This is a genomic window from Nocardioides sp. NPDC057767, from assembly GCF_042798275.1.
GTDB lineage: Bacteria > Actinomycetota > Actinomycetes > Propionibacteriales > Nocardioidaceae > Nocardioides.
The window spans coordinates 19899-42282 of record NZ_JBHVKJ010000052.1 but is presented as its reverse complement, the minus strand read 5'-3'; the positions used below and the strand labels follow the sequence as shown (position 1 = coordinate 42282).

Sequence of the window (22384 nt, the reverse complement as noted above, 5' to 3'; positions counted from 1 at the left end):
AAACGCTCGACTGGGATACCCCAGCCGAGCGTCTGCGTGATCTACTGACAGCCACTTAGGTCATCAGGTGTTGCAAGGACCCCTAGAATCCGCCGGAGGGGCGGCCCCAACGTCTATTTCGCGGTCATCTCGACAGGCTCGCTACACCGCTCGACACGCCTTCGCCCAGCGGCTCCGGCGACTCGACCAGCGAGACGACGCGAAGCCATACCCGGCATCGTGTTCTCGCGGCGCCAGGTTTGGTGGCAGGGTCGGGAAGCGGCGTACGCTTGGGGTTGATCGTTCCCGAGCTTTGAGGTGCCCATCGTGACCGTCGCCCAGAGCGACCTCGTTCCTGAGTCCGTCTTCCCTCGGCTGGAGCCGCGCCTGGCGCTGGTGTCCAAGCCGATCCAGTACGTCGGTGGGGAGCTCAACTCGACCGTCAAGGAGTGGAACGACGTCGAGGTGCGGTGGGCGCTGATGTACCCCGACGCCTACGAGGTCGGCCTGCCCAACCAGGGTGTCCAGATCCTCTACGAGGTGCTCAACGAGCGCGACTGGATCGCGGCCGAGCGCACCTATGCGGTCTGGCCCGACCTCGAGAAGATCATGCGCGAGGGCGACGAGCAGGGTCCGATCCCGCAGTTCACCGTCGACGCCCACCGTCCGGTGAAGGCGTTCGACGTCTTCGGGCTCAGCTTCTCCACCGAGCTCGGCTACACCAACATGCTCAACGCGCTCTCGCTGGCCCAGATCCCGTTGCACGCGGTCGACCGTGGTGACGACGACCCGATCGTGCTCGCCGGCGGCCACGCCGCGTTCAACCCCGAGCCGATCGCCGACTTCCTCGACGCCGCGGTGCTCGGCGACGGTGAGGAGGTCGTGCTCAAGATCTCCGAGGTCGTGCGCGAGTGGAAGCAGGACGGACGCCCCGGCGGCCGCGACGAGCTGCTGCGCCGCCTGGCCGTCTCCGGGGCCGTCTACGTCCCGAAGTTCTACGACGTCAACTACGCCGCCGACGGCCAGATCGAGGCCGTCGTCCCCAACCGCCCCGACATCCCGTGGCGGGTCCGCAAGCACACCCTGATGGACCTCGACGCGTGGCCCTACCCGCGCAATCCCTTGGTGCCCCTGGCCGAGACCGTCCACGAGCGGTTCTCGGTGGAGATCTTCCGCGGGTGCACCCGAGGCTGTCGCTTCTGCCAGGCCGGGATGATCACCCGCCCGGTGCGCGAGCGGTCCATCACCACCATCGGCGACATGGTCGAGAACGGCATCCGGAAGTCCGGTTTCGAGGAGGTCGGGCTGCTGTCCCTGTCCTCCGCCGACCACACCGAGATCGGTGACGTAGCGACCGGTCTGGCCGATCGCTACGAGGGCACCAACGTGTCCCTCTCGCTGCCCTCGACCCGCGTCGACGCCTTCAACATCACCCTGGCCAACGAGTTCTCCCGCAACGGCCGTCGCTCCGGCCTGACCTTCGCCCCGGAGGGCGGGTCCGAGCGGATGCGGAAGGTCATCAACAAGATGGTGACCGAGGAGGACCTGATCCGCACCGTCGGTGCCGCCTACAGCCACGGCTGGCGCCAGGTGAAGCTCTACTTCATGTGCGGCCTCCCCACCGAGACCGACGAGGACGTCCTGCAGATCGCCGAGCTGGCGAAGAAGGTGATCGCGAAGGGCCGCGAGGTCTCCGGTCGCAACGACATCCGCTGCACCGTCTCGATCGGTGGCTTCGTACCCAAGCCCCACACCCCCTTCCAGTGGGCCTCCCAGCTCGACCACCAGACCACCGACGAGCGCCTGCAGAAGCTGCGCGACGTGGTCCGCTCCGACAAGAAGTTCGGTCGCGCGATCGGCTTCCGCTACCACGACGGCAAGCCCGGCATCGTCGAGGGCCTGCTGTCCCGCGGCGACCGTCGCGTCGGCCGCATCATCGAGCAGGTCTGGCGCGACGGCGGCCGCTTCGACGGCTGGAGCGAGCACTTCTCCTACGACCGCTGGATGAACGCCGCCGAGACAGGTCTCGCCGGCACGGGCGTCGACCTCGACTGGTACACCACCCGCGAGCGTGAGTACGACGAGATCCTTCCCTGGGACCACCTCGACTCCGGCCTCGACAAGGACTGGCTCTGGGCCGACTGGGAGGACGCCCTCGCCGTCGCCGACGGCGAGGACATCGAGGTCGAGGACTGCCGCTGGACCCCTTGCTACGACTGCGGCGTCTGCCCGGAGATGAACACCGAGATCCAGATCGGGCCCACGGGTCAGAAGCTGCTCCCGCTGTCCGTCGTCTGATCGGTCAGGGTTCGATCCGCTTCTCGAAGAAGACGCGACCGAATCCGCGATCGTCGCGCCGGGACGTCTCGACATAGCCGATGCGCTCGTAGAGACGCTGGTTCTCCACCATCGTCTCGTGGGTGTAGAGGCGGATGGCCTTGGCGCCCACGGCGATCGCTCGATTCTCGGCGAGCGCGAGCAGGTGTCGGCCATATCCCTGACCATGGTTCTCGGGGCGGACCGCGACGTTGTCCAGCACGAAGTCGTCAGGCGACGGCAGCAGCACGACGAATCCCTTGATGTCGGCAGTTCCGTCGGTCACGACCCACACCTCGGCTGACGTCACGAGTTCGTCGTAGTCGGCATCCATCGGCCCCGGCCGTTGATCCCGCATCCGCGGGAGATAGCCCTCGTACGCTTCGACGGCGATCGCGCGCAGAGTGGCGGCATCGGAATCCACCGCGCGACGAACCGCGAACGAAGGTTGAGGAACCACAACGGCGAGCGTAGTCCGATCAGCGGATCGCTGCGGTCGCCTCGATCTCGATGAGTACGTCGGCGCGGAAGAGGCCGGCGACCTGGACCAGCGAGCTCGCCGGTGGGCGCTCCACGGCGACGAACTCGTCGCGCACGGACCGGATCAGCGGGAGCTCGTCGGTGGCGACGACGAAGTAGGTCAGCTTCACGACATCCGCCCAGGTCGCGCCCGCGGCAGCCAGGGCGATGCCGAGGTTGACGAAGGTCTGCCGGGTCTGCGCCTCCCAGCCGTCGGCCACGGCGCCGTCGGCGGTGATGCCGACCTGTCCCGAGGTCACGACCAGCCGGGCGCCGGGGTCGGTGATCACCGCATGGCTGTAGCCGGCGGGTGCGGGAAGGTCTTCGGGGGTCAGGAATTCCACTCGCCGAAGGTAGACCGGACCCGCGATCCAGGCGAACGATTACCGCTCAGCCGACGGGGCGGACCCAGCGCCGCCACTCCGACTGCGACTCGTACCCCGAGCTCTTCCACAGCGACTGCCCGAGGTCGTTGCCCTCCAGCACCATCGCGTCGATCCGGCTCGTGCCCAGGGCCACGAGGCGGTCCTCGGCATGGGACAGCAGGCGGCGGGCGAGCCGCTGGCGGCGTACGTCGGGGTGGACCGCCAACCGGTAGAGGTGGGCGCGCCAGCCATCCCAGCCGGAGATCAGGGAGCCGACGATCCGGCCGTCCGGGGTGACCGCGACCGTGCACGCTTCGGGGTCGCGCGCGATCAGCGCCTCGACCTTCGCGGGGGAGTCGGTCGGCCGCGAGTCGTTCTCCGCAGCCACCTCCCACAGGGCCATCAGGGCGGGGACGTCAGCGACAACGGCAGGGCGTAGCTCGATCACGGCCCGAAGTGTCCCACGCGGTCACCCGGTCCCCGATAGGTTGCGCCCATGACGGACAACAGCGCGCTGGGACGTAGGTATCTCGAGCTTCTCGAGGCGCGGGACTGGGACGCCTGGACGGCGCTGCTGGACGACGACGTCGTCTACGACATGCCGCAGACCCGCGAGATGATCGTCGGGCGCGAGGCGTTCCTCGAGTTCAACCAGACCTACCCGGGAGAGTGGCATCTCACCCCGAAGGTGGTGATCGCCGACGACGAGCGCGCCGTGGTCTGGTTCAACTGGAGGATGGGGGACGAATCGGGCGAGTCGCAGTCGTTCCTCGAGGTCGACGCCGGACGGATCACGCGCGTCACGGACTTCTGGCCGGAGGCGTACGACCCGCCCGAGCGGGCTGTGTCGGTCGAGCGCTACTGACTCAGCAGTCCGCCGCACCGCGCATGGCGAAGTCGATGCTGACCGCGTGGTGGTCCGACAGGCCGGTCGGGGTGACCCGGCCGTCGCCGGCGGCGAGCCAGGAGTTGGGGAGCAGGTAGTCGACGCGGCCGCCGCCGTCGTGACTGGCACCCAAGGAAGCACCGGCGTCGGTCAACGAGGCCAGCGCGGTGCCGAGGACGCCGGAGCCGGAGCCGGCGTTGAGGTCGCCGCCGAGGAGCCGGGCGCCGTCGTAGGCGTTCACCTTGGACATGACCGCACCGATCTGCGCCTGCCGCAGCGAGTCGGAGGTGTGGTCGAGGTGGGTGTTGAAGACGACCAGGCGCTGGCCCTCGACGAGGACGTTCGCCCGCAGCACTCCGCGCTGCTCCTTGCCGTCGCTGTTGGGCAGGTGGGTGTTGCCGGACTCTGCGATGGGGAAGCGCGACAGGATCGCGTTGCCGTAGCCGCCGCGGTCGGTGATGTAGTCGTTGGCGCCGAAGACCGACTGCATCCCCAGGTGGGAGGCGATGATCGCGGGCTGGTCGACGTTGCCCGAGCGGCGGCGGTTCCGGTCGACCTCCTGGAGGAGTACGACGTCGGCGCCCGACGCGCGGATCACGCCGGCGATCCCGTCGAGCTCACCGGGGGAGACCCGGCCGCCCTTGATGTTGAAGGTCATCACGGTCAGCTTGCGCGGGACGGCGCAGGGGTCGATCTTCGGCTTCTTCGGGACCTTGTCGAGCGCCGGAGGCGCCTCCAGCGTGGTGAACTCCGGCAGCGGCTCCGACGAAGCCGAGGCGGATGCCGGGGCCGACGGGGAGGCCTCGAGGGTGTCGGCGCTCGGCGACGAGGAGGCATCCGCGGAGGCCTGTCTCGCGTCGCCCAGCCGGGGCGCCAGGACGGTCAGGGCGGCGATGGCACCGACGGTGAGAACGACCGCGAGGATCGGCAACAGCTCCTTGAGGCGTACCGAGATCGTCCTTCTTCTGTGGTGGCTCACCGCGCGAGTCTCCCATTTTTCGTGCCCAGACCGTTACAGACCGTTCGCCTTCCATTCGCCGGATGGGTGATCGCGCCGCAGGACCGACATAATCGACTCCGTGCGTCAACAGCCCGAACAGCAGGCCCCGCCGGTCCAGCGCCTCCGCATCCGCTACGCCAAGCGCGGCAGGCTCCGGTTCACCAGCCACCGCGACTTCAGCCGCGCCTTCGAGCGCGCGGTCGCCCGTGCCCGGATCCCGGTGGCCTACTCCTCGGGATTCAACCCGCATCCGCGGATCTCCTACGCGGGCGCGGCTCCGACGGGGGCGGCGAGCGAGGCCGAGTACGTCGAGCTCGCGCTGCGCGAGGTCGTCGACCCGGCTGCCACCAAGGGTGCCCTGGACGAGGTCATGCCCGACGGCCTCGACCTGCTCGACGTCGTCGACACCGCCACCTCGCCCAAGGGCGCGCTGGCCGACCTGCTCACCGGCAGCGAGTGGATCATCGACCTCCCGACGTCGCCCGGGGACGCGGCCGCGGCGGTCGAGGCGTTCCTCGGCGCCGAGGAGGTCATCGTGGAGCGGATGACCAAGAAGGGCATGCGCGAGTTCGACGCCCGAGGCGCGGTCGTACGCCTCTCCTCGGCGCCGCGCGAAGGCGGCTCGCGCCTGGAGCTGCTGCTCAAGCACGGCACCCCGTCCGTACGTCCCGACGACGTCGTCACCGGGCTGGAGCGCATCGGTGGGCTGAAGGTCGGTCCCGACCATGGCGGACTGCCGCTCCTGACCCGGCTCACCCAGGGCATCTTCGACGAGGAATCCGGCACGATCGGCGACCCGCTGCACTAGTGTTCGACCGGTGAGGCGCTGCCGATGAGAACAGTCAGCGACCGTGAGCGCCGGGCGAGGCTGGGCAGGCGGCACGGGCTCGCCTCCGACCACAGGTACGCCGACGTGGCCTCCGCGACGGAGGCGATGACCGCCTGGCATGCGACCGAGTCGGCGACCGTCCACCTCGCGCTGCACGCGCGGGTCCGCGACCTCCACGTCGAGGACGTCGAGCGAGCGCTCTACGAGGAGCGGTCGCTGGTCAAGCAGCTGGCGATGCGGCGCACCCTCTTCGCCTTCCCGCGCGACCTGGTCGCCGCGGCCTGGGGGAGCGCCTCGGCCCGGGTCGCCGCCCAGGAGGAGAAGAACCTCCACAAGTGGCTGACCGCGGGCGGCATCGACGAGGACCAGGACGGCTGGATCGAGAAGGCGTTCGCGGCCACGCTCGCGGCGCTGGCCGACGGTGAGCCGCGGACCACGACGCAGCTGCGTGAGCTGGTCCCCGAGCTGGACGTCCGCTTCCGGATGGGCGCTCCCGGTAAGAAGTGGGGCGGTGAGTTCGCCATCGGGCGGTGGGTGATCGGCACCCTCGCCGCGCAGGGACGACTGATGCGGGCGACCAACCTCGGCCACTGGCGGCTGAACAAGCCGACGTGGACGCTCACCGAGTCGTGGCTCGACGCGGTGCCCGCTCCGCTCACTCCGGCGGAGGGCTATGCCGAGCTCGTCCGTCGCTGGCTGTGGACCTTCGGGCCCGGCACCGAGGCCGACCTGGTCTGGTGGCTCGGGTCCACGAAGTCGGCGGTGCGGGCGGCGCTCGCCGCCGTGGAGGCGGTCGAGGTCGGGCTGGAGAGCGGGGGCATCGGCTGGGTGCTGCCCGACGACCCGATCGTCGTCTCGCCGGAGCCCGAGGTCGAGCCGTGGGCAGCGCTGCTGCCGACCCTCGACCCGACCGTCATGGGCTGGCGGGAACGCGGGTTCTACCTGGACGCGGAGGACGTGGCGTACCTCTTCGACTCCAACGGCAACGCCGGCAACACCGCCTGGTGGGACGGCCGGATCGTCGGGGCCTGGGCGCAGGACGACGACGGCCGGGTGCACCCGATCGTGCGCCACGACATCGGCGATGCCGGCCGGGCGGCGCTGGCGACCGAGGCCGAGCGGCTCACCGAGTGGCTCGACGGGGTCGTGATCGTGAACGTCTACAAGTCGCGCCAGATCAAGGAAGCGACCCTTCCCTGAGTTTCGTTGGTGTCCGGATATCGGTCTGTTGACAGGGTGTATGCGATACTCCGAGACGACTGCTCAAACAATCGGGCCCGACCCGAGGAATGGACAGTCCGACGACGCCTCGCCGGCGTGGGCCCTCCGGGGCCGCACTCCGGCACACAGGAGGTAGGTCGTCACCAGACCGCGACGCAGGCCTAGCAGGTCAGTGAGAGCGACTCGCCCGGGAAGGTCCCGGACGGCCGAGCGACCGCGGCAGGTGACGAACCGCAGCCTGTGACGCACCGCTGCGGAGGATGCCGCCGCCCTGACAAGCTTTGCGCCGCGACGCGGCTGCTACGTGGAAAAAGTTCGATACTGCGCAGCGCCCGTTTCCCGGCACCTGACTATCCAGCACCTGTGAAGGTCCTGGATGAGGAGAACGGCATGGCCGACGAGACCACTGTCGAGAACACCGAGAACGGCGCTGAAACGCCGCAGACTCCGGTGACCGACACGAAAGCCGCGGAAACCACCGCGGAATCCGCTCCCGCGAAGAAGACCGCGGCGAAGAAGACCACGCGCAAGCGTACGACCAAGAAGGCTGCTGCGGCCGCGACGGAGGGCACCGAGGCCCCCGCCGAGGAGTCCGCCGAGACGGGCGAGGCCGCGGAGGCCCCCGCCAAGAAGACGGCCGCGAAGAAGACCACCCGGAAGCGTACGACCAAGAAGGCTGCCGCCGCGGCGCCGGCCGAGGTCGAGACCACCGACGTCACCGAGACCACCGAGACTCCGGCCGAGGCCCCCGCCGAGGCCGTCGAGGCCCCGGCCAAGAAGACGGCCGCGAAGAAGACCACCGCCAAGAAGACCACGGCGAGGAAGACGGCTGCCAAGAAGGCTGCCGCACCGGTCGTCGAGGCCCCCGCGCCTGTGGAGACCCCCGCGGAGGAGGTCGCCGACGAGACCGTCGAGCAGACCGAGGCCGAGCAGGCCGGTCCGACGGCCCCCGCGGTCCTGTTCCAGGCGCCGACCAAGACCACCACCCGCCGGCGCACCCGCAAGACGACCGAGCCCAAGCCGGTCGAGGAGCCGGTCGAGGCCGCCGCCGAGGCGCCCGCCGAGGACACGCCGCAGGCCGCCGAGCCCGCCGCTGAGGCCGCCAAGGAAGAGGCTCCGGCCCGGACCCGCAGGCGCAACGTACGCAACGCCGCCCCGGCCGAGGAGAAGCCGACCGAGGAGGAGCCGACCGAGGTCGAGGCCACCGACGTCGAGTCCGACACCGACACCAGCGCCGACACCGAGTCCGACGAGAGCTCGGCCGACGACGGTGAGGGTGGCGGCAACGGCCGTCGTCGTCGCCGCCGTGGTGGCCGCCGCCGTCGCAAGGGTGCCAACGGCGACGCCGAGGGCTCCGACTCGACCGACGCCGAGGACAGGTCCGAGGAGTCCGAGGCCGAGGGTGAAGAGAAGGACGCCGACGGCGAGCAGCAGGGCGAGGGCGGCAGCTCCTCGCGTCGTCGCCGCCGTCGCCGCCGCGCGGGCGAGGCCTCGGGCGAGGCCGGCGACGACCCGGAGAACACCGTCACCAAGGTCCGCCAGAGCCGCACCGGCGAGGACCAGATCACCGCGCTGTCGGGCTCGACCCGCCTGGAGGCCAAGAAGCAGCGCCGCCGCGAGGGCCGCGAGGCCGGTCGCCGTCGCGCCCCGATCGTGAGCGAGGCCGAGTTCCTGGCCCGCCGCGAGTCGGTCGAGCGCGTCATGGTGATTCGCGAGCGTGAGGACCTCACCCAGATCGCGGTGCTCGAGGACAAGGTGCTCGTGGAGCACTACGTCGCCCGCGAGAGCCAGACCAGCCTGATCGGCAACGTCTACCTCGGCCGCGTCCAGAACGTGCTCCCCTCGATGGAGGCCGCGTTCATCGACATCGGCAAGGGCCGCAACGCGGTCCTCTACGCCGGTGAGGTCAACTGGGCCTCGCTCGGCTGGAAGGAGGGCCAGCCCCGCAAGATCGAGTCGGTGCTGACCTCCGGCCAGAAGGTGCTCGTCCAGGTGACGAAGGACCCGATCGGTCACAAGGGCGCCCGCCTGACCTCGCAGATCTCGCTGGCCGGCCGATTCCTGGTCTACGTGCCCGACGGCACCACCTCCGGCATCTCGCGCAAGCTGCCCGACACCGAGCGCAACCGCCTCAAGACCCTCCTGAAGGAGATCGTCCCCGACACGGCCGGCGTGATCGTACGCACCGCCGCGGAGGGCGCCGCCGAGGATGAGCTGACCCGCGACGTCGAGCGCCTCAAGGCCCGCTGGGAGGACATCGAGAAGCGTGCGGGCGGCAACGCACCGCAGCTGCTCTACGGCGAGCCCGACCTCACCCTGAAGGTCGTCCGCGACCTGTTCACCGAGGACTTCGCCAAGCTGGTCATCTCCGGCGACTCGTCGTGGGAGACCGTGAAGGACTACGTCCAGTCGATGGCCCCCGACCTCGAGGAGCGTGTGGAGAAGTACGACGGTGAGGCCGACGCCTTCGCCGCGTACCGCATCGACGAGCAGATCGCGAAGGGCCTCGACCGCAAGGTCTGGCTGCCCTCCGGCGGCTCGCTGATCATCGACCGCACCGAGGCGATGACCGTCGTCGACGTCAACACCGGCAAGTTCACCGGCTCCGGTGGCAACCTGGAGGAGACGGTCACCAAGAACAACCTCGAGGCGGCCGAGGAGATCGTGCGCCAGCTCCGGCTGCGCGACATCGGCGGCATCATCGTCGTCGACTTCATCGACATGGTCCTCGAGTCCAACCGTGACCTGGTGCTGCGCCGCCTGGTCGAGTGCCTGGGCCGCGACCGGACCCGTCACCAGGTCGCCGAGGTCACTTCGCTGGGCCTGGTGCAGATGACCCGTAAGCGGATCGGCACCGGCCTGCTCGAGGCGTTCTCCGAGAACTGCGACGCCTGTGGCGGTCGCGGTCTGGTGATCCACGAGCACCCGGTCGAGGCCGGCAAGTCCTCCGGTGTCGCCCCCGACGAGCCGCGTTCGCGCCGTCGTGGCGGTCGCGGTAGCCGCGGCAAGGGCCGCGACGAGGTCGGTGGCGAGCAGCGCACCGAGCCTGCCGAGGAGTCGGCCAAGACACCGTCGCCGGCCGAGTTCGCGGCGATGGCCGGACAGGCGGAGAAGACCGACGAGCCGGCCCCGGCGGCCGAGTCCGTCGAGACTCCCGCGGAGGCGGTGGCTCCGAGCGAGCCCGAGACCGTCGAGACCCCGAAGGTCACGACCCGCACCCGCTCTCGCCGGTCGAGAGCTACGACCCCCGAAGAGCCCTCGGTTACCGAGTCCGCCGAGACGGCAGAGCCCGCCGAGCCCGTCGAGGCCGCCGAGACTGCGCCCGAGCAGGTCGAGGCGCCGAAGGTGACGACGCGTACGCGTTCACGCCGGTCGAAGGCGTCGACCCCGGCGCCTGAGCCGGTCGAGGCCGAGACCCCGGCCGAGACGGTCGCCGAGGCCCCCGCGGCGGAACCCGCCGAGCCGGAGGCTCCGAAGGTCACCACGCGCACCCGCACCCGCCGCGCCGCGACGACCGGCCGCCCGGTCCTGGCCGCGGTCGTCGGCAGCTCGACCACCGAGCCGAAGCCGGCCGCGGAGAAGCCCGCACCGGTGGCCCCGCCGGTCGAGCCCGAGGCGGCCGAGCCCGAGGCAGTCGAGCCGGAGACGACCGAGCCAGAGGCCACCGAGCCTGCGGTCGCCGCGCCCGAGCCGGTCGCGGCCGAGGCGGTCGACTCCAAGCCGAAGGTGGTCACCCGGCAGCGCCGCGGCGCCCGTCGCGAGGTCGTGAGCACCGGCGAGGGTGCGGTGATGACCGCGTCCAAGACCGAGACGCCGGTGACCAGCAACGGCACCGCGTCCACCCCGGCGCCGAAGGTCGTGACCCGCACCCGTGGTGGCGCCAGCCGCGACACCACGCCGTCCCAGGACAGCTGACCAACCACGACGCCCCGGTGACCCCCCTCGTGGTCACCGGGGCGTCGTGCTGCCCGCTCAGCCTGCTCAGCCCTCCCAGATCTCGAGGGTCTTGCGTGCTCCGATGGCGTGCAACGACGCCAGCGCCTCGGCGTACGGCTCGGTGAACTCAGGGAGGTCGACGAGGTCGCCGAAGAGGTCGGGGTCGCGGAGGAAAGCGAGCGGGTCCTCGCGCTGGGCGATCGCCCGGGCCATCACCTCGGCCCGGCGCCGGTCGACGATGTCGATCGGCGTGCCCTGCTCGTCGACGCCCTCGGCGTAGCGGGCCCAGGAGGCGACGACGAGTGCCGAACGGCGCACCGAGCCTCCGGAGGCGAGCTGAGCCGAGATGACCGGCACCAGCCACTTCGGGATCCGGTCGGAGCTCTCCGCGCACAGCCGGGCCAGGGTGTCGCGGATGTGGGGATTGGCGAAGCGGGAGATCAGCTCGCGCCGGTAGCCCTCCAGGTCCACGCCGGGCACCTGCGGCAGGGTCGGGGTGCCCTCCTGGGTCATGTAGCCCAGCAGGAAGTCGACGAAGAGCGGGTCGGCGCAGACCTCGTGGGCATACCGGTATCCCGAGAGATAGCCGAGGTAGCACAGCGCCTGGTGGCTGGCGTTGAGGAGCCGCAGCTTCATCAGCTCGTACGGCTCGACGTCGGGCACCATCTCGACCCCGGCCCGCTCGAACGGTGGCCGCCCCTGCGGGAAGTGGTCCTCGAGCACCCACTGGGAGAACGGTTCGCTGACCACCGGCCAGGCGTCCTGGATCCCGAACCGCCAGCCGACCTCCTCGACGTCGGCATCGGTGGTCGCTGGCGTGATCCGGTCCACCATCGAGCTCGGGAAGGCCACCTCGGACGCGATCCAGTCCCCCAGCTCCGGGTCGCGCAGGGACGCGAACGCCGACATCATCGCGCGGGCGACCTCGCCGTTGCCGGCGATGTTGTCGCACGACATCACCGTGAACGGAGCCACGCCGGCGGCGCGGCGGCGAGCCAGCGCCTCCACGACATAGCCGAACGCGGTCGATGGCACCGCCCCCGGCGCCAGGTCCGCCTGGATGCCCGGCTCGGAGGCGTCGAAGCCGCCGGTCGCCTGATTGACGTGGTAACCGCCCTCGGTGATGGTCAACGACACGATCCGGATCCGCGGGTCGGTGAGCAGGGCCAGCACGTCCGTAGGGGAGTCGGGGGCGAACAGGTAGTCGATGATCGAGCCGATCACCCGTCCGTGCACGCCGCCGTCCGGTGCCCGCTCCATGAGCGTGTAGAGATGGTCCTGGGCGGCGAGAGCGTCCCGCATGCGTACGTCCTGGGGCATCAGCCCCACCCCGACGATGCCCCAGTCGGTGATGCCCGAGGCGAGCAGGTCGTCGACATACCGCGCCTGGTGGGCGCGGTGGAAGCCACCGACCCCGAGATGCACGATCCCGGGGGTGACGGCGGATCGGTCGTAGGCGGGGACGGCGACGGACGCGGACAGGTCGCCGAGCCGAGCCGTCGTGAGTCTCGGGTAGGTCACTGGATGGCGCTCGCTCACTTGACCGCCCCGAGGGAGAGCCCCTGCACCAGCTTGTCCTGAGCGGCGAAGCCGGCGATGAGGACGGGCAGCGAGATCAGGGTCGCGCCGGCTGCCAGCTCGGCCAGGTAGGCGTGCTCGGTCTGGATCAGCGTGTTCACGTAGACCGGACCGGTCTGCGCGGCCACCGAGGTGAGCACCTTGGCGTAGAGCTGCTCGTTCCACGCGAAGATGAAGCAGATCAGCGAGGTCGCGGCGACGCCGGGCATGGCGATCGGGGCCACGATGCGGGTCAGGATCCTGAGCGTCGACGCGCCGTCGATGGAGGCCGCCTCGATGATCGCGGGCGGCACCTCGGCCAGGAACGAGCGCATCATCCAGACCGCGATCGGCAGGTTCATCGCGGTGTAGATCAGCATCAGGACGATCACGTTGTCGGGCATGTTGATGACCTTCGTCGTGAACAGGTAGAGCGGCAGGATGCCCGCGACCATCGGCAGCATCTTGGTCGACAGGAAGAAGAACATGACGTCCGACCACTTCCGCACCGGCCTGATCGCCAGGGCGTACGCCGCGGGAATGGCCAGGGCGAGCACGAGCAGGGTCGAGATCACGCTGGTGATCACCGAGTTGATCAGCGCCGGGGTGATCGGATTCGCCGAGGTGAACAGGCCGCTGTAGTTGCCCAGCGTCAGCGGAGCGCCCCAGCTCGGCGGATAGGTCTGGGCGTCCTGCGGCGCGTGCAGCGAGGTCAGCACCATGTAGAGGATCGGGATCACGAAGATGATGCCGACCAGCCACGCTGTGATCGGGATGACGATCTTCGCCACCCGCTGCCGGTTCCAGGTCCTCATCAGCTCTCCTCCTCGAGCAGGGACGACACCACGCGGAGTGCGAAGGTCGCGATGATCAGTGAGCCGATGACCACGACGACGCCCAGTGCCGAGGCGACCCCGTAGTCCTTGGCGGAGTAGAACGTCTCGTAGACGGCGAACGGGATGTTGGTGGAGTTGAGCCCGCCGGTCATGCCCAGGACCGAGTCGAAGTTCTGGACGATGAAGATCGTGCCGAGCACGATCGAGAGCTCGAGATAGCGGCGTACGTGGGGGAGCGTCATGTGCACGAACGTCTGCCATCCGTTGCAGCCGTCGATGCTCGCCGCCTCCAGCACCTCAGGATCCTGCGACTGCAGGCCGGCGAGCAGGATCAGCATCATGAACGGTGTCCACTGCCAGATCAGCTCGATCTCGATGGCGAGCTTGGGATGGTCGGTCAGGAAGGCGATGTCCTGGGCGCCCGGCACCCCGAGCTGCCCGAGCACGCCGTCGACCAGGCCGAATCCGGTCATCAGGATGCCGTTGCCCCAGAAGACGGCGGCCGCGATCGGCACGATCAGGAACGGCGCGATCATCATCGTGCGCACGACGCCGCGCCCGATGAACGCGTGGTTGAGCAGCAGCGCGATCCCGAGGGCGAGCAGGGCGCTGACCCCGACGACGACCACGGTCATCTCGATCGTGTTGAGGACCGCCGTCCGGTAGGCCGGCGTCGTGAACACGGTCTTGAAGTTGTCGAGGCCGGCGAAGCTGCGGCCCGGTGCGTCGGGCTGGGCGCTCCAGTTCATGAACGACATCACCAGCGTCGCCACGAACGGCAGCTGCGTCACCACGATCAAGAAGATCAGCGCGGGCAGCAGCGGCGCGCGCAGCTTCCACGACTCCCGGCCCCATTTCTTGTACGCCTCGGGCGGCCGGGTCGCCGTCGGCTCGGTCGTTTCGCGGAGCGGTGCGGTCACGGTGGCCATCACTGCTTCTCCTTCTGGACGTCGCCGTACTCCTGGGCGAGCGACTGACAGCGGTCGAGTGCCGCGTCGGTGGTCTTCGAGCCCGAGATGGCGCTGCTCAGCTGCTTGGCGCACTCGGTGCCGAAGTCGGTGAAGCTCGGGACCCCGACGAACTGGATGCCGTTGTAGGGCCGCTTCTGGACGCCGGGGTTGTCGGCCTGGGCGTTCTTGATCGCGTTCATGGTCGGAGTCGCGAAGGACCCGGCCACCTCGAGGTACTCGGAGTTCTCATAGGTCGAGGCCCGCTTGCCGGCGGGGACGTTGGTCGGCCCGCCGGTGTCGTGCTCGGTGTCGGCCATCACCAGCTCCTCGTACTCCTTGCTGGAGGCCCAGGCGACGAACCTCTTGGCGTCCTCCTGGTGGCGCGAGGCCTTCTGGATCGCCCAGGCCCAGGTGTAGAGCCAGCCGGCGTTCTGGGTCTGGTCGTGCGGGGCGGCGACGTAGCCGACCTTGCCCTTGACCGGCGACTCGGCCGCTTCGAGCGACCCGGCGCCGGAGGTGGCGTCGTACCACATCGCGACCTTGCCCTGCTGCATGGCGTTGAGGCACTGCGGGAAGCTGAACGTCGCCGCTCCCGCCTCGCCGTGCTCGCGGACCAGATCGACGTAGAAGTTGGCCGCCTTCTTGAAGCCGCCCTTGTTGACCTGGGCGTTCCAGTCCTCGTCGAACCAGGTGCCGCCCATGGTGTTGACCACGGTCGTGATCGAGGCGAGGTTGTCACCCCAGCCGGCCAGGCCGCGCAGGCAGATGCCGCGCATGTCCGGTTCGGCCTCGTTGATCTTGGCGGCGAAGCCGGCGACCTCCTCCCAGGTCGGTTCGGCCGGCATCTCGATGCCGTGCTTCTCGAACAGATCCTTGCGGTACATCAGGAACGACGACTCGCCGTAGAACGGCTGACCGTAGACCTTTCCGTTGGCCGAGAGCGCCTCGGTCATCGGCGGCAGGATGTCGTCCTGGTCGAACTCGGGGTCGTTCGCGATGCTCTCCATGTCCGAGATCCAGCCGGCTTCGGCGTAGTAGGGGATCTCGAAGTTGGACAGCGTCGCCACGTCATAGATCCCGGACTGGTTGGCGAACTCGGTGCTCGCGGTGTCGCGCATGTCCTGCTCGACCTTGACCACGAAGTTCACCTCGATCCCGGTCTCCTCGGTGAAGTGCTCCGCGGTGAGCTCCTGGAGCTCGAGCATCTGGGGGTTGTTGACCATCAGCACCGTGATGCTGTGCTCACCCGCGCTGGTCCCGCCGGCGCCCAGGCCGCCGGTGCCGCATGCCGTCAACATCACCGTCGCCAGTGATAGCGCTGTCAGCGCTGCGGAGGTCCGTCTCCGTGCCCGCATTCGATCTGCCTCCTCGCAGTGTGACTGTCGTCACGACCACGATGGCGTAATTCGGGCTAGACCCCCTAGCCCGGTCACGGCGCCCGAGTTGCCCGGTTGCTGCCCGTTCTCGGGCCGCTGGTCAGGCTCGGACGACCCGGGGTCCGAGCGCTGCGAACCGGCGGGCCTCGGCGGCCGGGAGCTCGATGCCGGTGATGAGCAGCTCGAAGTCGCGTACGCCCGCGAAGCGGCACAGGCTGGAGGCGCCGAACTTGGTGTGGGCGCCGAAGAAGATCCGGCGCCGGGAGCGCTCGATGGCGGTGCGCTTCACCGCCGCGACTGACGGGTCCTGGGTGGTCAGGCCCTGCTCGCGCGAGATCCCGTTGGCGCCGATGTAGGCCAGGTCGATCACCAGGTCGTTCAGCATCCGGGTCGCCCACTGGTCCACGACGCCGCGGGTGATGGTGCGTACGCGCCCGCCCAGGACGATCACGGTGAGGTCGGGGTCGGCGGAGAGGCGGGTGGCCACCGGGAGCGAGGGGGTGATGACCGTCGCCGGCCCGTGGCCGAAGAGCTCCTCGGCCAGGAACTGCGGCATCGTGCCCTCGTCGATGTAGATCGTCTCCGCGCCGTGCCGGTGCTGCAGCGCGGCCCGGGCGATCCGGTGCTTCTCGTCGACGTCGCGCCCGGCCCGGAACTCGAGCGAGGTCTCGAAGCTGCCGCTCTCCAGTGCGACCGCGCCGCCGTAGACGCGCTCCACCACGCCACGGTCGGCCAGGACCTTGAGGTCGCGCCGGATCGTCTCCACGCTCACCCCGAGATCGGGCGCCAGGTCGGTGACCGAGACCCGTCCGGTCGTACGTGCGCGCGCCAGGATCTCCTCCTGCCGGGACTCGCTCGCGTGCGACGGTTCGGTCGACGTCATGGGCGCCATCATGCCCGGAATCGTGCCCGGTTTGCAGTGGACGGGGCCGAACCGGGCGCCCGGTCGCCCGGATCGAGGTCCCGGGTGCACCATGTCCCTGCGGCCACCCAACGGTGTCCTGACAGCGTCCGGGCGGATGGTGTCGCGGCGTTTTGCGGCTACCTGGTCGCGTACGTAATATTGACCCTCGGCGTGCGCAGTGCGCCGTTCCTGCAGGCAACCGCTGGCACCTATCGCTTCGGGGTCCAGTGATCACTTACGTGCACAGCTGCCGCGGGTAGACACAAGACTTTGAGTTCGGAGCATGAAGGAGACCGCGGTGTACGCGATCGTGAAGGCTGGCAGCAAGCAGCAGAAGGTCGTTGTCGGCGACGTCATCGAGATCGACCGCCTCGACGGCGAGGCCGGTGCTGCGGTCACGCTGCCGGTCGTCATGCTCGTCGACGGTGAGAACGTCACCACGACCGGCCTCGACAAGGCTTCGGTTGCGGCTGAGATCGTCGGTGCCTCCAAGGGCCCGAAGATCATCATCCAGAAGTACAAGAACAAGACCGGCTACAAGAAGCGCCAGGGTCACCGCCAGAAGTACACCCAGGTCAAGGTCACCGCGATCAACGCCTGATTCCGGCGTTCCAGAGATACTTGAAGGACTGAGAAGATGGCACACAAGAAGGGTGCGGCAAGCACCAAGAACGGTCGCGACTCCAACGCCCAGCGCCTCGGCGTGAAGCGCTTCGGCGGTCAGCTCGTCAACGCCGGTGAGATCATCGTCCGCCAGCGCGGCACGCACTTCCACCCCGGCACCAACGTCGGTCGTGGCGGCGACGACACCCTGTTCGCCCTGCAGCCGGGCGCGGTCGAGTTCGGCAAGCGCCGCGGCCGCCGGGTGATCAACATCGTCCCGGGCGACGCCTGAGCAACGCTTTCAAAGGGCCCTCTCCGCAAGGAGAGGGCCCTTTGGTGTCGTCGGGTGGGGTGGCGGTTCGTCTAGGTATGCAGCCGAACACTCACTTCCCACGTGGAACTCCAACGGGGAAGTGGCGGTTGGGCTACATACCTAGACGAACATTCAGACGTACGCCGCGCGGGCCGCGATCGCCTCGAAGGTCTCCCACGGGACCTCCCAGCGCGTCCCGGCACGCGGCCAGTGGATCGCGATGTCGGTGATCCCGATCTCGGCGTAGGCGCCGACCAGGTCCTCGAACGCGTCGGCCGACTCGGTCCAGGGCTCGTCGGTGAAGCCGGACATGAACAGCTTCGGGATGCTGTCGTAGTCACGGCCGTTCTTCTCGCACGCCTCGCGAAGCATCTCGAGCCGCTGGGCGACGAAGCCCTTCGGGTCGTCACCGTGAGGGTTGGCGATCCAGCCGTCGCCGACCTCGGCGGTGAGCCGGATCCCGCGGGGGCCGTTGCCGGCCAGCCACAGCGGCGTACGCGGCTGCTGCACCTGGCCGGGGGAGACGGTGACCTCGCGGGTCTGCCAGTGTTCGCCGTCGATCGTGACCGGCGACTCCCGCAGCAGCCGGTCGACGGTGCGCGTCCACTCGGCGAAGCGGTCGGCGCGCTCGCGGGGCGTGAACTCGCGCCCGAGCACGTCGCCGTCCGAGGTGTGGTCGTCGCCGCCTGCCCCGATACCGATCGTGATGCGCCCGCCGGAGATGCGGTCGAGGCTGCGGATGGCCGCGGCGGTCGGGATCGGCGTACGGAAGTTGGGGGTGGTCACCAGCGTGCCGAGCCGGATCGTGGAGGTGAGGGCGGCCGCCGCCGCCATCGACGTGAACGCCTCTTCCCACGGGCTGTGGCCACGCCAGGCCAGGTGGTCATAGACCCACGCCGTCTCGAACCCGAGCTGCTCGGCCTGGGCCCAACGCTCGCCCATCGCCGGCCAGTCCTCGATCGGCCACATCACAGTTCCTACTCGCATGGGCTCAACTTAGTGCCGAGTCGGCAGGCCCGCGGGCGGGTCGATCGCGGATAGCAACTCCAGGGCGTGCCGTCGGTAGGCTGGAGCCATGGCTGTACCCACCTTCGTCGACCGCGTCACCCTCCACGTCGAGGCCGGTCGCGGCGGACACGGGGTGGCGTCGGTGCACCGCGAGAAGTTCAAGCCGCTGGGCGGCCCCGACGGGGGCAACGGCGGACCGGGCGGATCGATCATCCTGCGCGTCGACCCCGACGTGACCACGCTGATCGACTACCACCACAGTCCCAAGCGCAAGGCGGCCAACGGCGGTCAGGGGGCCGGTGACCACAAGAACGGCGCCCACGGCGAGGACCTGGTGCTTCCCGTCCCCGACGGCACCGTGGTCACCGACATGCACGGCAACGTCCTCGCCGACCTGGTCGGCCCCGGCTCCGAGCTGGTCATCGCCGAGGGCGGCCGTGGCGGGCTCGGCAACGCCGCGCTGGCCTCCTCCAAGCGCAAGGCCCCAGGCTTCGCCCTCCTCGGCGAGCCGGGCGAGGCGCGCGAGATCGGCCTGGAGCTCAAGGTCGTCGCCGACATCGGCCTGGTCGGCTTCCCGAGCGCCGGCAAGTCGTCGCTGATCGCGGCCATCTCGCGAGCGCGGCCGAAGATCGCCGACTACCCGTTCACCACGCTGGTGCCCAACCTCGGGGTCGTCAAGGGTGGCGAGATCACCTTCACCGTCGCCGACGTGCCGGGCCTGATCGAGGGCGCCGCCGACGGCCGCGGCCTCGGTCACGAGTTCCTGCGCCACATCGAGCGCTGCGCCGCGCTCGTCCACGTCATCGACACCGCGAGCATCGAGCCGGGGCGCAACCCGATCGACGACCTCGACATCATCGAGAACGAGCTCTCCCGCCACGGCGGCCTCGAGGACCGGCCGCGGCTGGTCGCGCTGAACAAGGTCGACGTCCCCGACGGCCGCGAGATCGCCGAGATGACCATCGGCGAGTTCGAGAAGCGTGGCCTGAAGGTCTTCGAGATCTCCGCGGCCTCCGGCGAGGGCACCCAGCAGCTGATCTACGCGATGGCCGAGCTGGTGGCAGCCTCGCGCAAGGAGACGCCGGTCGCCGCCCCGACCCGGATCGTGCTGCGCCCCGCCGGTGCCGAGGGCAAGAACGGCTTCACCGTCAAGGTCTCGAAGAACGGTGAATACCTCGTCCGTGGCCCGCAGCCCGAGCGCTGGGTGCGTCAGACCGACTTCGAGAACGAGGAAGCCGTCGGCTACCTCGCCGACCGACTCAACCGGCTCGGTGTCGAGATGCGCCTGGTCGAGCTCGGGGCCCAGGAGGGCGACACCGTCATCATCGGCGACCCGGCCAACGCGGTCGTCTTCGACTTCCGCCCCTCGATCGAGACCGGCGCCGAGATGCTCGGCCGCCGGGGCGAGGACCAGCGGTTCTACGAGGAGCGGCCCGCCGCCGCCCGGCGGCGCGAGATCGACGCCGGGATGGAGACCAAGGAAGAGTACGAGGCCCGGGCCGACGTCGCCCGACGGCTGCGCGACGGGGCCGGCCCGGTGGCGTACGAGATCGGTGGCGAGGACGACCCGGACAGCGACTGGGCCGAGGACGACCCGGACGGGTCGACCCGCTCGACCAGCGGAAACTGACGGCTCGGCCGGCTCGGTCGCCGGTAGGATCCGGCGCAGCGGAGAGCACAGGCTGACGTACGAGGGGGATCGGTGCAGCGCGAGGTCGTGACCGGGGCACGCCGGGTCGTGGTCAAGGTCGGGTCGTCGTCGCTGACGACGGCGGCCGGTGGCATCGACCCCGCTCGGGTGAGCGGTCTGGTCGACGTGCTCGCCAAGACACGGGCCGCCGGACAGGAGGTCGTGCTGGTCTCCTCCGGAGCGATCGCGGCCGGACTGTCCCCGTTGGGCCTGGCCAAGCGTCCCCGGGCGCTGGCCAAGCAGCAGGCCGCTGCGAGCGTCGGTCAGGGACTGCTGGTTCACCGCTACACCGACGAGCTGGCCCGGCACGGCATCATCGCCGGGCAGGTGCTGCTCACGGTCGACGACCTGAACCGGCGCGCGCACTACCGCAACGCCGATGCGACGCTGTCGAAGCTGCTCGACCTCGGTGTGCTCCCGATCGTCAACGAGAACGACACCGTGGCCACCTCCGAGATCCGGTTCGGCGACAACGACCGGCTCGCGGCGCTGGTGGCCCACCTGGTCAAGGCTGACCTGCTGGTGCTGCTCAGCGACGTCGACGCGCTCTACGACGCACCGCCGTCACAGCCGGGCTCACGACGGATCGACGAGGTCACTTCGCTGGCCGATCTCGCCGGGGTGACGATCGGCAAGGCCGGTGCCGCGGGCGTGGGCACCGGAGGGATGGTGACCAAGCTGGAGGCCGCCAGGATCGCCGTCGAGGACGGCGTCCCGGTCGTGCTGACCTCGGCCGCCCAGGCCGCGTCCGCGCTCGCGGGCGAGGCGGTCGGCACCCTGTTCCACGCCGTCGGCAGGCGGCGCCCGGCGCGGCTGCTGTGGCTGCAGCACGCCACCGAGGCGGTCGGCTCGATCACGGTCGACGCCGGCGCGGTGGCCGCGATCAGGAAGCGCGGCGCCTCGTTGCTGGCGGCGGGTGTCACCGGTTCCTCCGGATCGTTCCAGGCAGGGGATCCGGTCGATGTCCTCGACCCGTCGGGCGTCGCCGTCGCGCGTGGGCTGGTGAACTACGACGCCGATGAGATCCCGCGGCTGGCCGGACGCTCCTCCGGCTATCTCGAGGCCAACCTGGGGGCTGCGTACGCTCGGGAGGTCATCCACCGCGACGATCTGGTCGTCCTGTGAGCAGAGCTCGGTGGGTGCCGCTGGCTCTGGCGTGGGGTGTGCTGGTCGTGTGTGGACTGCCTGCCCTGGCGATCACGCTCTCCCGGGCGCTCGCGAGCACGGACCTGCGGGCGGTGCGGCTGGCGGCGTTCGCGCCGTTCGGCATCGGGCTGTACGCGCTGTGCCTGGTCGCGATCCTGGTGCTGGTGTGGCTGGCCGCAGGTCCCGGGCGGACCCGGCTCGCGGTCGGCGCCGGCGTCGTCGCCATGCTGCTCGCGGTGCATCTCGTCTGGCAGGCGCCGCTCTACGCCGGGTCTCGCGAGACCAGCGCCGGTGAGCCGCTGACGGTGATGACCACCAACCTCTTCGAGGGCAAAGGTGACATCGACACGGTCGTCGAGGCGGTACGCGCGCACAAGGTCGACGTGCTCGCCGTGCAGGAGATCACCCCCGAGGCGTTCGCGAAGCTGTCGAGCACGCTGCGCGGCCAGCTTCCCTACCAGATCGGCGAGACCGCTCCCGGCACCGCCGGCACGATGCTCTTCGCCGACCAGCCGATCACCAAGGCCCGTCGTCTCGAGACGTCCATGGGGTCGTGGGTGGCCGACGTGGGGGAGTGGCGGGTCGTCGTCGCGCATCCGGCCCCACCGACGCTCGCGTCCTGGCCGGCCGAGCAGGAGCTGATCATCGAGGCAGCGGCCGCCGAGAAGCCCGATCTCGTGCTGGGTGACCTGAACGCCTCGCTCGACCACCACACCGTCCGGCGGCTGCTCGACGACGCAGACCTGACGGACGCGGCCCGCGCCAGCAACGCCGGATGGCAGCCGACGTGGCCGACCGAGGGGTTCGCCGGCGTACCTCTTCCGCCTTCGGCCGCGATCGACCATGTGCTTCTCGGTGATGCCCTGGTCGCGCTGGCGACCGAGACCGTCGAGGTGCCGGAGTCCGACCACCTGGCGCTGGTCGCCTATCTCGGCACTCCCGAGGAATGA

At 69.8% G+C, this 22384-nt stretch carries 20 protein-coding genes; 10 read left to right on the top strand and 10 right to left on the bottom strand.

Annotation, left to right across the window (positions count from 1 at the left end; genetic code table 11):
* Positions 1–306 precede the first annotated feature (306 nt).
* Positions 307–2277 (top strand): TIGR03960 family B12-binding radical SAM protein, encoded by a 1971-nt coding sequence (locus tag ACFVDI_RS22690; RefSeq protein ID WP_378910578.1) that lies wholly within the window; start codon positions 307–309, stop codon positions 2275–2277.
* Positions 2278–2281: 4 nt separating this feature from the next.
* Here the strand turns inward: ACFVDI_RS22690 and ACFVDI_RS22685 are convergent, their stop codons facing one another.
* The 3 genes from ACFVDI_RS22685 to ACFVDI_RS22675 are packed head-to-tail and all read right to left on the bottom strand — an operon-like array spanning position 2282 to position 3627.
* Complete coding sequence (locus ACFVDI_RS22685) at positions 2282–2719, bottom strand: GNAT family N-acetyltransferase (protein ID WP_378910575.1); 438 nt, start codon at positions 2717–2719, stop codon at positions 2282–2284.
* A gap of 55 nt (positions 2720–2774) precedes the next feature.
* Complete coding sequence (locus ACFVDI_RS22680; protein ID WP_378910572.1) at positions 2775–3158, bottom strand: RidA family protein; 384 nt, start codon at positions 3156–3158, stop codon at positions 2775–2777.
* A gap of 46 nt (positions 3159–3204) precedes the next feature.
* Positions 3205–3627, bottom strand: coding sequence for a GNAT family N-acetyltransferase (locus tag ACFVDI_RS22675; protein ID WP_378910567.1), 423 nt, complete (start codon positions 3625–3627; stop codon positions 3205–3207).
* A 48-nt stretch (positions 3628–3675) separates the two neighbouring features.
* Between ACFVDI_RS22675 and ACFVDI_RS22670 the strand changes: the two genes are divergently transcribed.
* Positions 3676–4044 (top strand): nuclear transport factor 2 family protein, encoded by a 369-nt coding sequence (locus tag ACFVDI_RS22670; RefSeq protein ID WP_378910564.1) that lies wholly within the window; start codon positions 3676–3678, stop codon positions 4042–4044.
* Between the two features lies 1 nt (position 4045).
* Here the strand turns inward: ACFVDI_RS22670 and ACFVDI_RS22665 are convergent, their stop codons facing one another.
* Positions 4046–5044 (bottom strand): endonuclease/exonuclease/phosphatase family protein, encoded by a 999-nt coding sequence (locus ACFVDI_RS22665; protein WP_378910562.1) that lies wholly within the window; start codon positions 5042–5044, stop codon positions 4046–4048.
* 88 nt (positions 5045–5132) lie between these two features.
* On the opposite strand from ACFVDI_RS22665, the gene ACFVDI_RS22660 reads away from it, so the two are divergent.
* The 3 genes from ACFVDI_RS22660 (at position 5133) to ACFVDI_RS22650 (ending at position 11030) form a co-directional block, all read left to right on the top strand.
* Positions 5133–5873, top strand: a complete 741-nt coding sequence (locus tag ACFVDI_RS22660; protein WP_378910593.1) for a TIGR03936 family radical SAM-associated protein — start codon at positions 5133–5135, stop codon at positions 5871–5873.
* Positions 5874–5897: 24 nt separating this feature from the next.
* Complete coding sequence (locus ACFVDI_RS22655; protein ID WP_378910558.1) at positions 5898–7094, top strand: winged helix DNA-binding domain-containing protein; 1197 nt, start codon at positions 5898–5900, stop codon at positions 7092–7094.
* 411 nt (positions 7095–7505) lie between these two features.
* Positions 7506–11030, top strand: a complete 3525-nt coding sequence (locus tag ACFVDI_RS22650; protein ID WP_378910590.1) for an Rne/Rng family ribonuclease — start codon at positions 7506–7508, stop codon at positions 11028–11030.
* A gap of 66 nt (positions 11031–11096) precedes the next feature.
* On the opposite strand, the gene ACFVDI_RS22645 is transcribed toward ACFVDI_RS22650, so the two are convergent.
* From ACFVDI_RS22645 to ACFVDI_RS22625, 5 genes are all read right to left on the bottom strand, one after another.
* Positions 11097–12572, bottom strand: coding sequence for a mannitol dehydrogenase family protein (locus tag ACFVDI_RS22645; protein WP_378910556.1), 1476 nt, complete (start codon positions 12570–12572; stop codon positions 11097–11099).
* Positions 12573–12586: 14 nt separating this feature from the next.
* Positions 12587–13423, bottom strand: a complete 837-nt coding sequence (locus ACFVDI_RS22640; RefSeq protein ID WP_378910552.1) for a carbohydrate ABC transporter permease — start codon at positions 13421–13423, stop codon at positions 12587–12589.
* Positions 13423–14373 (bottom strand): carbohydrate ABC transporter permease, encoded by a 951-nt coding sequence (locus ACFVDI_RS22635; RefSeq protein WP_378910546.1) that lies wholly within the window; start codon positions 14371–14373, stop codon positions 13423–13425. The genes ACFVDI_RS22640 and ACFVDI_RS22635 overlap by 1 nt, the downstream gene beginning before the upstream one ends.
* Positions 14373–15692, bottom strand: a complete 1320-nt coding sequence (locus ACFVDI_RS22630; protein WP_378910539.1) for an ABC transporter substrate-binding protein — start codon at positions 15690–15692, stop codon at positions 14373–14375. The genes ACFVDI_RS22635 and ACFVDI_RS22630 overlap by 1 nt, the downstream gene beginning before the upstream one ends.
* A 178-nt stretch (positions 15693–15870) precedes the next feature.
* Positions 15871–16653 (bottom strand): DeoR/GlpR family DNA-binding transcription regulator, encoded by a 783-nt coding sequence (locus tag ACFVDI_RS22625; RefSeq protein WP_378910535.1) that lies wholly within the window; start codon positions 16651–16653, stop codon positions 15871–15873.
* A gap of 319 nt (positions 16654–16972) precedes the next feature.
* Between ACFVDI_RS22625 and rplU the strand changes: the two genes are divergently transcribed.
* Both rplU and rpmA read left to right on the top strand, forming a co-directional pair.
* Positions 16973–17275: a 50S ribosomal protein L21 gene (gene rplU / locus ACFVDI_RS22620; RefSeq protein WP_008358499.1), complete on the top strand. Its 303-nt coding sequence runs from the start codon at positions 16973–16975 to the stop codon at positions 17273–17275.
* Positions 17276–17311: 36 nt separating this feature from the next.
* On the top strand, positions 17312–17569 hold the full coding sequence (gene rpmA / locus ACFVDI_RS22615; protein ID WP_008358497.1) for a 50S ribosomal protein L27: 258 nt from the start codon (positions 17312–17314) through the stop codon (positions 17567–17569).
* A 153-nt stretch (positions 17570–17722) separates the two neighbouring features.
* Here rpmA and ACFVDI_RS22610 read toward each other — a convergent pair whose 3' ends face one another.
* Entirely contained in the window at positions 17723–18577 is an 855-nt protein-coding gene (locus tag ACFVDI_RS22610) for an LLM class flavin-dependent oxidoreductase (protein ID WP_378910531.1), read from the bottom strand.
* 88 nt (positions 18578–18665) lie between these two features.
* Between ACFVDI_RS22610 and obgE the strand changes: the two genes are divergently transcribed.
* The 3 genes from obgE to ACFVDI_RS22595 all read left to right on the top strand — a co-directional run bounded on the left by obgE (position 18666) and on the right by ACFVDI_RS22595 (position 22384).
* Positions 18666–20228, top strand: coding sequence for a GTPase ObgE (obgE, locus tag ACFVDI_RS22605; RefSeq protein WP_378910528.1), 1563 nt, complete (start codon positions 18666–18668; stop codon positions 20226–20228).
* A gap of 72 nt (positions 20229–20300) precedes the next feature.
* Complete coding sequence (gene proB / locus ACFVDI_RS22600) at positions 20301–21413, top strand: glutamate 5-kinase (RefSeq protein WP_378910525.1); 1113 nt, start codon at positions 20301–20303, stop codon at positions 21411–21413.
* Positions 21410–22384 carry an endonuclease/exonuclease/phosphatase family protein gene (locus ACFVDI_RS22595; protein ID WP_378910522.1) on the top strand — a complete coding sequence of 325 codons (975 nt, stop codon included), beginning with the start codon at positions 21410–21412 and terminating at the stop codon, positions 22382–22384. Before proB ends, ACFVDI_RS22595 begins: the two co-directional genes overlap by 4 nt.

Excerpts from the sequence above, each read along its gene's own strand:
- ACFVDI_RS22670 (WP_378910564.1), top strand. The coding sequence starts at position 3,676 with ATGACGGACAACAGCGCGCTGGGACGTAGGTATCTCGAGCTTCTCGAG.
- ACFVDI_RS22655 (WP_378910558.1), top strand. The coding sequence starts at position 5,898 with ATGAGAACAGTCAGCGACCGTGAGCGCCGGGCGAGGCTGGGCAGGCGG.
- ACFVDI_RS22650 (WP_378910590.1), top strand. The coding sequence starts at position 7,506 with ATGGCCGACGAGACCACTGTCGAGAACACCGAGAACGGCGCTGAAACG.
- ACFVDI_RS22640 (WP_378910552.1), bottom strand. The coding sequence starts at position 13,423 with ATGAGGACCTGGAACCGGCAGCGGGTGGCGAAGATCGTCATCCCGATC.
- ACFVDI_RS22635 (WP_378910546.1), bottom strand. The coding sequence starts at position 14,373 with ATGGCCACCGTGACCGCACCGCTCCGCGAAACGACCGAGCCGACGGCG.
- ACFVDI_RS22630 (WP_378910539.1), bottom strand. The coding sequence starts at position 15,692 with ATGTTGACGGCATGCGGCACCGGCGGCCTGGGCGCCGGCGGGACCAGC.
- ACFVDI_RS22625 (WP_378910535.1), bottom strand. The coding sequence starts at position 16,653 with ATGACGTCGACCGAACCGTCGCACGCGAGCGAGTCCCGGCAGGAGGAG.
- rpmA (WP_008358497.1), top strand. The coding sequence starts at position 17,312 with ATGGCACACAAGAAGGGTGCGGCAAGCACCAAGAACGGTCGCGACTCC.
- ACFVDI_RS22610 (WP_378910531.1), bottom strand. The coding sequence starts at position 18,577 with ATGCGAGTAGGAACTGTGATGTGGCCGATCGAGGACTGGCCGGCGATG.
- obgE (WP_378910528.1), top strand. The coding sequence starts at position 18,666 with ATGGCTGTACCCACCTTCGTCGACCGCGTCACCCTCCACGTCGAGGCC.